The 12,308-nt window shown below is 32.4% G+C and carries 13 protein-coding genes; 3 read left to right on the forward strand and 10 right to left on the reverse strand.

What is annotated here, in order from left to right:
* Positions 1–164 precede the first annotated feature (164 nt).
* The gene (locus V5784_RS07915; protein WP_336888492.1) at positions 165–917 is read right to left on the reverse strand and encodes a YebC/PmpR family DNA-binding transcriptional regulator; all 753 of its coding nucleotides are present in this window, start codon (positions 915–917) and stop codon (positions 165–167) included.
* Between the two features lie 262 nt (positions 918–1,179).
* Here V5784_RS07915 and V5784_RS07920 point away from each other — a divergent pair, with 262 nt between their 5' ends.
* Positions 1,180–2,367 (forward strand): MATE family efflux transporter, encoded by a 1,188-nt coding sequence (locus tag V5784_RS07920; RefSeq protein ID WP_336888493.1) that lies wholly within the window; start codon positions 1,180–1,182, stop codon positions 2,365–2,367.
* A 102-nt stretch (positions 2,368–2,469) separates the two neighbouring features.
* On the opposite strand, the gene V5784_RS07925 is transcribed toward V5784_RS07920, so the two are convergent.
* On the reverse strand, positions 2,470–3,111 hold the full coding sequence (locus tag V5784_RS07925) for a PAS domain-containing protein (RefSeq protein ID WP_336888494.1): 642 nt from the start codon (positions 3,109–3,111) through the stop codon (positions 2,470–2,472).
* A 167-nt stretch (positions 3,112–3,278) separates the two neighbouring features.
* On the opposite strand from V5784_RS07925, the gene V5784_RS07930 reads away from it, so the two are divergent.
* The gene (locus V5784_RS07930) at positions 3,279–5,114 is read left to right on the forward strand and encodes a YgiQ family radical SAM protein (protein ID WP_336888495.1); all 1,836 of its coding nucleotides are present in this window, start codon (positions 3,279–3,281) and stop codon (positions 5,112–5,114) included.
* Positions 5,115–5,258: 144 nt separating this feature from the next.
* Positions 5,259–6,572, forward strand: coding sequence for a ribosome biogenesis GTPase Der (gene der, locus V5784_RS07935; protein WP_336888496.1), 1,314 nt, complete (start codon positions 5,259–5,261; stop codon positions 6,570–6,572).
* A gap of 57 nt (positions 6,573–6,629) precedes the next feature.
* Here der and minE read toward each other — a convergent pair whose 3' ends face one another.
* From minE to rsmI, 8 genes are all read right to left on the reverse strand, one after another.
* Positions 6,630–6,899: a cell division topological specificity factor MinE gene (gene minE / locus V5784_RS07940; protein WP_336888497.1), complete on the reverse strand. Its 270-nt coding sequence runs from the start codon at positions 6,897–6,899 to the stop codon at positions 6,630–6,632.
* Between the two features lie 14 nt (positions 6,900–6,913).
* Positions 6,914–7,705, reverse strand: coding sequence for a septum site-determining protein MinD (minD, locus tag V5784_RS07945; RefSeq protein ID WP_336888498.1), 792 nt, complete (start codon positions 7,703–7,705; stop codon positions 6,914–6,916).
* Between the two features lie 13 nt (positions 7,706–7,718).
* Entirely contained in the window at positions 7,719–8,390 is a 672-nt protein-coding gene (locus tag V5784_RS07950; protein WP_336888499.1) for a septum site-determining protein MinC, read from the reverse strand.
* A gap of 24 nt (positions 8,391–8,414) precedes the next feature.
* Positions 8,415–8,822 (reverse strand): hypothetical protein, encoded by a 408-nt coding sequence (locus V5784_RS07955; RefSeq protein ID WP_336888500.1) that lies wholly within the window; start codon positions 8,820–8,822, stop codon positions 8,415–8,417.
* Between the two features lie 14 nt (positions 8,823–8,836).
* Positions 8,837–9,670, reverse strand: coding sequence for a dihydropteroate synthase (folP, locus tag V5784_RS07960; protein WP_336888501.1), 834 nt, complete (start codon positions 9,668–9,670; stop codon positions 8,837–8,839).
* Positions 9,671–9,783: 113 nt separating this feature from the next.
* Positions 9,784–10,617 (reverse strand): NAD+ synthase, encoded by an 834-nt coding sequence (locus V5784_RS07965; RefSeq protein ID WP_336888502.1) that lies wholly within the window; start codon positions 10,615–10,617, stop codon positions 9,784–9,786.
* An 11-nt stretch (positions 10,618–10,628) separates the two neighbouring features.
* A complete protein-coding gene (gene ylqF / locus V5784_RS07970) occupies positions 10,629–11,504 on the reverse strand; it encodes a ribosome biogenesis GTPase YlqF (RefSeq protein ID WP_336888503.1) in 876 nt (291 codons plus the stop codon).
* Positions 11,505–11,583: 79 nt separating this feature from the next.
* Positions 11,584–12,288 (reverse strand): 16S rRNA (cytidine(1402)-2'-O)-methyltransferase, encoded by a 705-nt coding sequence (gene rsmI / locus V5784_RS07975; RefSeq protein WP_336888504.1) that lies wholly within the window; start codon positions 12,286–12,288, stop codon positions 11,584–11,586.
* Between the last annotated feature and the right edge of the window lie 20 nt (positions 12,289–12,308).

Raw genomic sequence — 12,308 nt, forward strand, 5'->3', positions numbered from 1 at the left:
TATTCTCTAATTAGCTCTTTTCGTGCTAATTCATCAGGGGATAAATCTTTTCTTCTTTTTCTCATAAAAAAACCTCCAAATTAATGTAATTGTAGTTTACACTAATTTGGAGGTTTACACAAAATATGAGACAGACCCGGATTCCATCAAGAATCCTTCTTTTTTTATCCCATTATTTTTTCCATTAACTCATCTGAAATATCAAAGTTAGCATAAACATCGTTTACGTCTTCGTTATCTTCTAGGGCTTCAAATAATTTCATTACTTTTTCAGCCACCTCTTCGTCTTCTACTTTTACCATATTTTCAGGAAGCATCACTATCTCCGCTTCTTCATATTTATATCCAGCCTCTGTCAAGGCTCCTACTACAGTTTGTAGTTCAGTATGATCAGTTAATATTTCAAATGTGTCACCTTCTACAACTAGATCTTCTGCACCCATTTCTAGCGCTTCCATCATAAACTCATCGGCATCTAAACCCTCAGAATTTAATATGATTTGACCTTTTTTATTAAACATCCATGCTACTGCTCCGTCAGATCCCATATTTCCACCATTTTTAGCAAAATTTGACCTTACAGATGAAGCAGATCTATTTTTATTTTCAGTAACTACGTCTACGATAAATGCAGTTCCACCGGGACCATACCCTTCATATCTAATCTCTATATAGTCTACACCGGCTAGTTCTCCAGTACCTTTTTTTATTGCTCTATCTATATTATCCTTTGGCATACTTTGTTTCTTTGCCTTCTCTAGTGCTAGTCTTAATCTAGGGTTAAAGTTTAAATCTTTCCCACCTTCTTTTGCTGCTATTGTTACCTCTTTTGCTAACTTTGTAAACAATTGAGCTCTTCTCTTATCTTGAGCTCCTTTTCTATGCTTAATATTAGACCATTTACTATGCCCTGCCATCACTATTACCTCCGATTATTAGTTTCCTTTATATAACCTAATAATTTTATCATATTTAGAATAAGTTATCAAATTCCCTCTATTTTTGTCATTTTATAATGATATAATAAAAATTACTAATATATCCTCAAAAATAACTTAATAAAATTTAAAGAATAAAGATTATAAGTATATCCATGGTATTATCTATTGAGATAAATTTGAAGGAGATGAGTATAGAAAAAAATTATTTTTAAAATACACCATCCCAGGTGTTGTAGGGATGATGGTAACTTCACTATATATAGTTGTAGATGGAATATTCATAGGTAAAGCTATGGGGAGCGATGGTTTGGCTGCTGTAAATATGGTAGAAGCTGTTATTGCGCTCTCATTTGCACTAAATATTATGATTGCCACAGGAGGTGCTACCATAGTAGCTATAAAGATGGGGGAGAAAAAAAGCTATGAAGCCAGTAAGGTATTTAGTTTTTTTGTACTGATACTTATTTTAGTAGCTGCCGGGATAAGTCTTTTCGTTTTAGGATTTATAGAAGAAACTGCAAGTTTTTTGGGTGCTACCGGAACTTTAAAAACCATGGTTATAGAATATATGACTATAATCATGTATTTTAATATTTTTTTCATGGGGACATATTTTTTAGAGATTTTTGTTCGAACAAACGGTAGACCTACCTATTCAATGAATGCATTGATAATAGGTGGAGTATTAAATATAATTTTAGATTATATTTTCATTATTCGGCTAGGCTATGGTCTAAAGGGAGCTGCCCTTGCAACAGAAATATCTCAGACCATCGCTACAACAATACTTGTCATTGATTTCTTTAGAGAAGACAGTCAGCTCAAATTTGTAAAGCCTAATTTTCCCCTTAGTCTACTCATAAAAGGTATCTTTAATGGATCTTCAGAATTTGTAAGTGAATTCTCTTTAGGATTTATAATATTTATATTCAACCTTATTATCATGAGAGAAATCGGAAAAGTAGGCGTTTCAGCTTTTAGTATTATAAACTATATCAATACAGTTGTTTTTGCTATCCTTTTGGGAGTCTCCCAGGGGATACAACCAATTATAAGTTATAGTTTAGGAGCTGACGAAAAATACGTGATTAGAAGTATCTTTAATCTAGCTATAAAAACAGTTTTTATTATTGGCATTGTTGCTTTTGCATGTATGTTCATATTTAGCGAAAAAATAATCGGGATTTTTTCTGATAATAAAGAGTTCTTAGTATTTACTACTAAAGCCGCCAAGATCTACAGTTTTGCTTATTTTTTAAACGGTATCAATATGGTTATAGCAGCATATTTTACAGCTATTGAAAATCCTAAACTTTCTGCTTTTATCTCAGCCCTTCGGGGAATAATATTTGTTATTATGGGGAATATATGGTATATGGTTAACCATGCCTGTGGCAGAGGTTGTAACAGCTTTTATTGGATATAGATTTATTAAAAAATGTAAGATATTAAACCTAAAGGACTCTATGACTACAGTTTTATAATTAAAAGGAGGTGATTTCTTCGTGAAGAAATCACCTCCTTTTAATTATTTACTCACCTGTTTTATATATCTATACATTGTAGCCTCTGAGGTTTTTAATTTTTCAGCTACCTTGACTACCGACCCCTTTATCAAAAATACCCCTTTTAAATTTAATTTTTTAGTTTTCTCTATTTTTTCTAGATGATTCATCCGATCTACAGAGACCCTTGATTCTGTAATAACTTCATTTATTATGGAATCCATAATATCTTCAATGGAGCTTTCAAAACGCTCTTCCTCTCTATCTTCTTCTATATTGTTTCCGCCATAGTTGATAAAGTCTTCCATTTTTTTCTTCAGATCTACAAAATCTGAAATATCGGTATTTATTCCCAATAAACCGATAATATCTTCTTTTTCATTCCTAATGAAGTATGTAGAAGTTTTAAGCTGTCTTCCATCCTTCGTTTTCCCATATAGAAGTAAATATTTTTTATCACTATTTCTATTTTCTTTTATGTGTTTAAAGGAAAGATCAGCAAGTGGTCCTCCTACCTTTCTTCCAGAAATATGTCCATTTTTTATAGCTATTATAGAATTATTTATATTTCTTACATCATGAAGTACAATTTCATAACTAGGTCCTAGAAAATCAGCCATAAAATTAACTAGATGTATATAAGGTTTTAATTTAGAATCTATCATAATCATTCCCCCTTAAATTTTATAATTTATTTTACCATAAAAGTTTTTTTTGCCATAGAAATTAATTTATCCAAAAGATTCCCCCGTGCAATAACAGTGCATATATGATATAATGTATAGTATTTTAGAATAATTATTTTAGTGTAATGTAATAGAGGGAGAAAGATATGTTTTTACCAACTACCAGAGAAGAGATGAAGAGATTAGACTGGGATTCTTTGGATATAATCCTAGTTTCTGGGGATTCCTATGTCGATAGTTCATATAATGGAAGTACTGTTATAGGAAAATTTCTGTCAAAATATGGATTTAAGGTGGGAATCATTGCCCAGCCAGATATAGATAATAATGACGATATCAAAAGATTAGGAGCACCCAACTTATATTGGGCAATCTCTGCAGGATGCGTTGATTCTATGGTGGCGAACTATACTGCTACTAGAAAAAGAAGACAGAAAGATGACTTTACTCCAGGTGGGTTAAATAACAGACGTCCTGACAGAGCCACTATTTCATATACAAACCTTATAAAGAGAAATTTTAAGCAGACACCTAAACCAATTGTTATTGGTGGAATAGAAGCTAGTTTACGTAGGACTGTTCACTATGATTTTTGGACAAATAAATTACGTAAATCTATATTATTCAATTCAAAAGCTGATATCCTTTCCTATGGAATGGGTGAAAAATCCATGTTAGAACTAGCTAGTGCCATTCAAAACGGAGACGATCACACCAATATTCGTGGGATCTGCTATGTTGCAAAGGAACCCAAAACTGGATATTTGGAGCTACCTAGTTTCGATGAATGTAAAGCTGACAAGCATAAATTTATAGAAGCCTTTGAAAAGTTTTATGTAAACAATGATCACATTACAGCTGTTGGATTATCACAAAAACAAGATACCAGATACCTGATCCAAAATCCACCGTCGATTATTCCTTCAACCGAGGAGATGGATGAGATCTATGGATTAGAATATGAGAGAGCACTCCACCCATACTATAAAAAAATGGGAGATGTAAAAGCTCTAGAGACTATTAAACATTCGGTTACTACCCATAGAGGTTGTTATGGAGAATGTAATTTCTGTGCCATTGCAGTTCATCAAGGTAGAACCATCACTGAAAGAAGTATAGATTCCATAGTAAAAGAAGTGGAAGATATCTCTACAATGAAATCATTTAAGGGATATATATCTGACCTAGGCGGTCCTACAGCTAATATGTATGGAATTGAATGTCTGAAAAAGCAAAAATTAGGAGCCTGTAAGGATATCAGGTGTCTGTATCCTAAAACTTGTAAGGTCTTAGATGTAAATCATAATAAACAATTGGAATTACTGGATAGAGTCAAAAAAGTAGAAGGAGTTAAAAAAGTATTTATAGCTTCTGGAATAAGGTATGACCTTATTATGGATGATAATAAATGTGGCTCTCTATACCTTGAAAACTTAGTCAAAGACCATGTATCAGGACAGTTAAAGATAGCTCCTGAGCATACTGAAGATGAGATTTTAGGTCTTATGGGAAAACAAGGAAAAGATGTACTGAAAAGATTTAAAGATGCATTTTATAAGATAAATGACAGATTGGGGAAAAAACAATTTTTAACTTACTATCTAATTGCAGCTCATCCAGGGTGTAATGAGAGACATATGAAAGATCTCAAGAATTTTGCTAGTCATGAGCTGAAGGTTAATCCTGAACAGGTTCAAATCTTTACTCCTACTCCATCGACATATTCTACCCTCATGTATTATACTGAGATAGATCCATTTACAGGAAAATCTATGAAGGTGGAAAAAGATACAGCCAGAAAGTATAAACAAAAGGATATTTTAATCGATAAAGATGCTAGGAATGGATATATGGGAAATTCTTATAATAAAAACCATAAAGCATCTAAAGATAATATAGATCACGCTAACGAAACAAATAACAAACCTAATAAACCCAAAAACAATAAGTTTAAGGGTACAAATAAATTTAAGAAGAATTAAACAAATTACTCTTCCATCTTAATGAAGATTTCATGATTATTTAAATTAACTTCATATTTAAAACTTAATTTAAAATATGAATCGATCACTAGTGAAAAGAAATCGACGTACTAACAAGGAAAGAGTTACAGGAGGAAATAAATTATGAAACCAATAGTTGCCATAGTTGGTAGACCAAATGTTGGAAAATCTACTCTATTTAATAAATTAGTAGGAGATAGAGTGGCTATCGTTGATAACCAACCAGGTGTTACAAGAGACAGACTTTATAGAGAAACTGAGTGGTGTGGAACAGAATTCATCTTAGTAGATACAGGTGGATTAGAGCCTAGAAATAATGATTTTATGATGGTTAACATCAGAAAACAAGCTGAGGTTGCCATGAATGAAGCTGACGTTATTCTATTTGTTGTAGATGGAAAAGCAGGTGTTACTGCCTTAGATGAAGAGGTAGCATATCTACTTAGAAAGAAAAATAAACATGTAATCCTATGTGTAAATAAGATCGATAACTATCAAGCTCAATTAGAGGACACATATGATTTCTGGGGATTAGGATTTGAAGAGCTAGCTCCTGTATCAGCAGAGCATAAGGTAAACTTAGGAGATATGCTCGATACCGTTGTAAAACATATCAATCAGTTAGAGATGCCTGAAGAGAAAGAAGGGATCAAGATTGCCCTTATCGGTAGACCAAATGCCGGAAAATCATCTTTAACTAATAGATTATTGGGAGAAGAAAGAAGTATAGTCAGTGAAGTCGCTGGTACTACCCGTGATGCTATAGACTCAGCTTTTGAGCACAATGGAGAAAAATATGTACTTATAGATACTGCCGGTATTAGAAGAAAATCAAAAATAGAAGAAGATCTAGAATACTACTCTGTACTTAGAGCAATTAAGAGTATAAAAAGAGCCGATGTTTGTTTTATGATAATAGATGGTAATGAAGGTCTTACTGAACAAGATAAGAGAATTGCTGGTATCGCACATGAGGAACAAAAGCCTCTCGTTATTGTTGTAAATAAATGGGATATTGTAGAAAAAGAAACTAAAACTATGCATAAAATGAAAGAATATTTAAGAGTTGAATTACCATTCTTAAGCTATGCTCCTATCGAATTTGTATCTGCACTAACCGGTCAAAGAACATTAAAGTTAATCGATCATGTAGACTTAATTCATGCAGAATATAATAAGAGAATCAGTACTGGATTATTAAATACTGTATTAAAAGAAGCTATGATTTTAAATGCTCCTCCTACTAGAAAAGGTAGAGCTATTAAAGTTAATTACTGCTCACAAGTTTCATCTGCTCCTCCTAAATTTGTTATATTCTGTAACCATCCAGAATTATTACATTTCTCATATATTAGATATATTGAGAATAAGTTTAGAGAAGCCTTTGGATTTGAAGGTTGTCCACTTACCTTCGTAGTAAATAAAAAGGGTGACTAAAAAAAGAGATTCGAAGCCAAGGGCTTTGAATCTCTTTTTTTATAACTATATTATTTCTTATCTTTTTAATATCTCTTTTACAGGAACATTTACTATAAGTGCTCCTCTATTTCTATTTCTATTTCTATTTCCAGTCTCTACATCAAATTGAATATTTATCTCTTCTTGGTCTATCTTTATATATTTCGAAATCACTTGAATAAGTTCATCTTTCATTTGATTTAAAACAGTATTAGATATCAATCTCCTGTCATGGATTAAAACCAATTTTAATCTATCTTTAGCCACTGCACTTGATTTTTTTCTTCCAAATAATTTTTCAAACATATTTATCCCCCCATCTACCTAGAAAAAAAGTTTTTAAATTTGCTAGCAAAACTTCTCTTTTCATCTATATTTAAAAATGGGATATCTTCTCCTACTATCCTGCCTGCAATATTCATATATGCTTTGCCAGAAGGTGCTAAGGCTTTTACAGTAACAGGTTCCCCCTTATTTGTAGAGATCACTATCTCCTCATCATCTGGGACTACACCGATTATATCAAGTCCTAATATATCTACAATGTCATCCATATGTAGCATATTCCCCTCATTTACCAGCTTCATTTTTACCCTGTTTACAATAAGTTTAATCTCTCCCATCTCACTGGCAGTAAGTAAACCTATTACCCTGTCTGCATCTCTTATGGCGGATATCTCTGGAGTTGTTATTATTAGTGCCTCATCTGCCCCTACTATGGCATTTTTAAACCCCTGCTCTATACCTGCTGGACAATCTATCAATACATAGTCAAACTTTTCCTTCAGCTCAGCTACTAATTTTTTCATCATATCTGTTGAAACGTCCATCTTATCATTTGTTTGAGAAGCTGGCAGTAAAAATAATTTGTCATATCTTTTATCTTTTATTAGTGCTTGTTTTAACCTACAAGTCCCCTCCATAACATCCATAGAATTATAAACTATTCTATTTTCTAACCCCAATATTACATCTAAATTTCTAAGACCTATATCCGCATCCATAAGGACTACACTATAACCATTTTTGGCTAAACCAACTCCTAGGTTGGCTGTTGTTGTTGTTTTCCCTACCCCACCTTTTCCAGATGTAACCACATATACTTTTCCCATATCTGAGTTCCTCCTAAGTTATGACAATATTTTGTAATGTTTTTCTTGTTAATTTATCTATTATCATTATATTATTTTTTAAATAAGCTATATTATTTTTATTTCGTATAATTTGTTTACTTCGAAACAATATATTGCTACTATAATTTTTAAATAAAACTTCATCTATCTTAAGTTGAAATGGATTCATATTAGAGGCAACAATGAATGCTTCATCATTTCCCTTTGTTCCAGCATGAGCTACACCATTTAGAGTTCCTATGACTACTATATTCCCTTCAGCTTTCACAATAGAGCCCGGATTGACATCTCCTAAGACTACTATATTTCCAGAATATTCTAAAATTTCACCTGATCGGAGTGTCCCTATATGAAATTTTGTCATCCCTTCACTGACTATATTTGTAAGCTTTTCGACCTCTTTTGAAGCTAATTCTTTCCCGTCAGTCACAAATAAAATATTCATATCAACTGTTTCGTTTACAATATTCAACAATTCTAACTCTTCGTCTTCGTCCATCTTTCTACCTTTAAACTCAATAATTGATTGATATCCTATAAATAATTGCTTAGATTTCTCAAGCTTTTTCACTAAGTGATCCTTCAATTCCTGGAAGGAAATTGAAGGATTTAATATTATTATCAATTTGCCATTAGACCCCTTAAATATTACATTATTTTTCATATTTTCCTGCCTTCTAAATGTAATTTATATATCTGTTTTTTCTTCATCCGCTTTCAAATCACTATTACTTTCTATTTTTTTTAAAGTTTTTTCAATATTTCTTACTTTTTTATTCATCTCATTGATCTTAAATTCCAATGAGTTTAAGATCCAGAATTGAAAATGACTAACTTTTTGTGCCTCATTAATCATCCAAGCAACCTTTAATACGACCAGCAATATCGCTGCTGCAATTTCTATTTCCAAAGATATTTTTTTTAGTACTGCTCCAAAAATAATAAGTACAAATAATATTCCAAAAAAAGCTATATTTATTAAATTATTACTTGAATTACCCTTACTTCCACCAATCTGTCCAACTATATTACTTATTCTATCTTTTTCTTTTTTAAAATCATCCAATTCTTGCTTTAACTGATCTTCACCCTTCATAGTTTCTCCTTATTTCAACTTTTTATTGATTTCACAGCATCTGTCATCTTTAATGCTCTCACGGTTTCTTTCACCTCGTGAACTCTTATTATAGAAGCACCATTATAAGCTGATATCACTGCAACTGCTAAATTTCCTTCCAATCTATCTAAGGGAGGAGTTCCTAATATGTCTCCAATAAATCCTTTTCGAGAAGCACCTATTAATAAAGGATACTCTAGTTTTCTAAATTCACATAATTTTTTTATGATTTCTAGGTTATTTTCAAAGGTTTTACCAAACCCAATTCCTGGATCTAATATTATTTTTTCAGGTGATATTCCTGCTTTAACAGCAATATCTATGCTTTCTTCCAGACTTTTCTTAATATCTTTTATTATATTATCATATCCAGGATTTCTCTGCATATTTTTAGGGTTTCCCTGAATATGCATAATTATAACAAAAACCCCATATTTCGCTATCACTTTAGCCATATTGAAGTCATCTTTCAAACCTTTTATATCATTTATAATGTGTGCCCCTGCTTTGATACATTCCTCAGCTACGCGAGGTTTATATGTATCGATAGATATAGGAACATCCACCTCTTTTATTAACTTTTCTACCACAGGAAGTATTCGTCTCAACTCTTCCTCTTCTTCTATATAGGCAGCTCCAGGTCTAGTAGATTCAGCTCCTATATCGATTATGTCCACTCCCTCTTCTACCATCTTCTTTGCTCTTTTTATAGCACTATCTAGATTGACATATGATCCCCCATCTGAAAATGAATCAGGTGTAAGGTTTAATATTCCCATGGTATAAGTTTTATTTTCAAAATCAAATTCCTTATTATTAATCAACATCGGCATATACTCCTTTTTTATTAGCCACAGCCCCAAAATTAAATTTCTAAACACCGTATATGATATAAAAGATAGACTGCCTAGGCAGTCTACCTCTTAATTTTTGAGTCTGGTTATATCCCCCAGTCTCTAGGATATCTAAATTCTCTTCCCATAGTTCTATTAGATATTTTAGCTATGAGAGGTAGTTTTCTCTTATATTGATTGGTTTTTATTCTCCAAAGGATGGAATCTATAGTTTTTTCAGAGTACCCTATCTCTAAGATCTCATCCTTTCTATACCTTTCATCTACCAATAAATTAATGATTTCATCAGCTAAAAAGTATGAAAATCCCAATTCATCCTCATCGGATTGCCCTTCCCAAAGGTCGGCACTTGGTTTTTTCTCTATAACTTCCTTTGGAACTCCCATATGTTCAGAGAGTTCCCAAACTTGAGTTTTTAAAAGATCCCCTATGGGATTGATTGCCGAAGCTGAATCCCCCCACTGAGTACTGTAACCTAGCAAAATTTCGGTTTTATTAGAAGTTCCTAGTACCAATGATTTTTCCTTGGCTGAGTAGTCATATAGGATAGTCATTCTTTCACGAGCCATCTTATTTCCTTTTCTCAAATCTGAAATATCAGGTTCTTTGGCAAAATATACATCTAGCATCTCTGTAATTTCTATCTTTTTAACTCTCATCCCAGTAGCTTCCATTACCCTTTGAGCATCTTCTAAACTTTCACGACTAGAAGTTTTATAAGGCATCATTATCCCCAATACATTTTCAGGTCCCAGTGCTTTTACAGCTAGAAAAGCTACTATGGCAGAATCTATTCCTCCAGATAATCCTAAGACTACCTTTTCAAATCCAGCACTTCTAACCTCTTCTCTGATAAAATTTACCAGTATTTTTTCAGTCAATTCCATATTTAATTTTATTTTTGATTTAATATCATTCATATAAAAATCTCCTATTCAGACATATTCTTGTCTAAACCAAATTTACCTAATTTTTTGGATCTATAATCACGTAATAAGGTCAAGGCGGCCTGCTTTGTATTTACCCTGTCACCACTTAGAATCATCCCCATTCTAAGGGCAATTCTATCCAGTATAATTTCAGGTATCTCCTGCATATCTTCATCTGTTAATTTATATTTTTCTTGTAGAATTTTTGATTTTTTAAACCCGAACATTTTTTTTATAAGCAGACTAGCTACCTCTTCAATAGGTAAGATCTCATCTTTTATAGCCCCTGCTATTGCTAAATTATATCCGATTCTTTGGTCTTCAAATTTAGGCCATAAGATACCAGGAGTATCTAATAACTCCAATCCTTCTTTTATTCTAACCCATTGCTTACCTCTGGTAAATCCTGGTTTATTTCCTACTCCAGTTATCTTTTTACCAACAATTCTATTGATTAACTTGGATTTTCCAACGTTGGGAATACCGGCAATCATAAGTCTCGTCTGAACCTTTCTCAGACCTTTTTTCTTCATTCTTTCTAATTTTTCTTTCGCAACTTCATCTATTATTTGAAATAAAGCTTTCATGTTGTATCCAGTTTCAGCTGAGATTTCTAGTACATAATCAGCTGAATTATTTTCTTCGAAATAATTTTTCCAATATGCCAATTCATATTTTTCGACTAAATCAGCCTTATTTAAAAGAATTATTCTTTTTTTACCTTTCGAAAATTTTGCTATTTCTGGATTCTTGCTTGAAAGTGGAATTCTTGCATCTACGATATCTAATACGATATCTATTATTTTCATATTCTCAACTATCATTTCCTTGGTCTTTTTCATATGACCAGGATACCAGTTTATTTTTGTCATCGACATAATTATTTATCCTTTCTAAATTTATTTTTGGCTGTTTTATTCTGACCAATGTTCTTATCTTTAGTGAGAAAAATGACTCCTAATCCCTTGCATATTTATTTACTTTTTCTTTTTTCTTAGTCACTTCTTCTTGCTTTATCAAAAGAACGATCTCCCCTTTTATAGGATTGGCTTCCAATCTTTCGATTAATTCCGATGTCTTACCTCTGATTATCTCCTCAAACATCTTTGTAATCTCTCTAACTATGATTACATATCTGTCCCCAAAATATTCATTGACATCCTTTAGGGTTTTTAGGATTCTATGGGGAGATTCGTATAATACAACTACCCTCTCCTCTTTAGCTAACTCTTTTAACAGAGTTTGTCTACCTTTTTTCTTGGGTAAAAAGCCCTCAAAAGCAATTCTTTTCATGGATATTCCAGCCACTGAAGCGGCTGCCGTAAGTGCACTTACGCCTGCTATAGGAACTACTTTTATATCATTATTAAGAGCAGCATCTACAGCTTCATATCCAGGATCAGAAATACAAGGTGTTCCAGCATCTGTAACTAATGCTATATCCTTTCCCTCTAAAAGTAAATTTACTATATTCCCTACTTGATGACCCTTGGTATGCTCATCGTATCTATACACCATATTTTTAATCTCAAAATGATTTAATAATTTTCTGGTCACCCTAGTATCTTCAGCAAATATGTAATCTACCTCTTTTAGAATTCTTACCCCTCTGTAAGTCATATCCTCTAGGTTTCCTATTGGAGTTGCTACAATATATAACATATTTTCTCCTCTTACTCTTC

The organism is Psychrilyobacter sp., assembly GCF_037132775.1.
Classification (GTDB): Bacteria; Fusobacteriota; Fusobacteriia; order Fusobacteriales; family Fusobacteriaceae; genus Psychrilyobacter.

What these genes read in the sequence shown, in the direction of transcription:
- V5784_RS07915 (WP_336888492.1), bottom strand. Translation starts at nt 917, where the DNA reads ATGGCAGGGCATAGTAAATGGTCTAATATTAAGCATAGAAAAGGAGCT.
- V5784_RS07920 (WP_336888493.1), top strand. Translation starts at nt 1,180, where the DNA reads ATGATGGTAACTTCACTATATATAGTTGTAGATGGAATATTCATAGGT.
- V5784_RS07925 (WP_336888494.1), bottom strand. Translation starts at nt 3,111, where the DNA reads ATGATAGATTCTAAATTAAAACCTTATATACATCTAGTTAATTTTATG.
- V5784_RS07930 (WP_336888495.1), top strand. Translation starts at nt 3,279, where the DNA reads ATGTTTTTACCAACTACCAGAGAAGAGATGAAGAGATTAGACTGGGAT.
- der (WP_336888496.1), top strand. Translation starts at nt 5,259, where the DNA reads ATGAAACCAATAGTTGCCATAGTTGGTAGACCAAATGTTGGAAAATCT.
- minE (WP_336888497.1), bottom strand. Translation starts at nt 6,899, where the DNA reads ATGTTTGAAAAATTATTTGGAAGAAAAAAATCAAGTGCAGTGGCTAAA.
- minD (WP_336888498.1), bottom strand. Translation starts at nt 7,705, where the DNA reads ATGGGAAAAGTATATGTGGTTACATCTGGAAAAGGTGGGGTAGGGAAA.
- V5784_RS07950 (WP_336888499.1), bottom strand. Translation starts at nt 8,390, where the DNA reads ATGAAAAATAATGTAATATTTAAGGGGTCTAATGGCAAATTGATAATA.
- V5784_RS07955 (WP_336888500.1), bottom strand. Translation starts at nt 8,822, where the DNA reads ATGAAGGGTGAAGATCAGTTAAAGCAAGAATTGGATGATTTTAAAAAA.
- folP (WP_336888501.1), bottom strand. Translation starts at nt 9,670, where the DNA reads ATGTTGATTAATAATAAGGAATTTGATTTTGAAAATAAAACTTATACC.
- V5784_RS07965 (WP_336888502.1), bottom strand. Translation starts at nt 10,617, where the DNA reads ATGAATGATATTAAATCAAAAATAAAATTAAATATGGAATTGACTGAA.
- ylqF (WP_336888503.1), bottom strand. Translation starts at nt 11,504, where the DNA reads ATGTCGATGACAAAAATAAACTGGTATCCTGGTCATATGAAAAAGACC.
- rsmI (WP_336888504.1), bottom strand. Translation starts at nt 12,288, where the DNA reads ATGTTATATATTGTAGCAACTCCAATAGGAAACCTAGAGGATATGACT.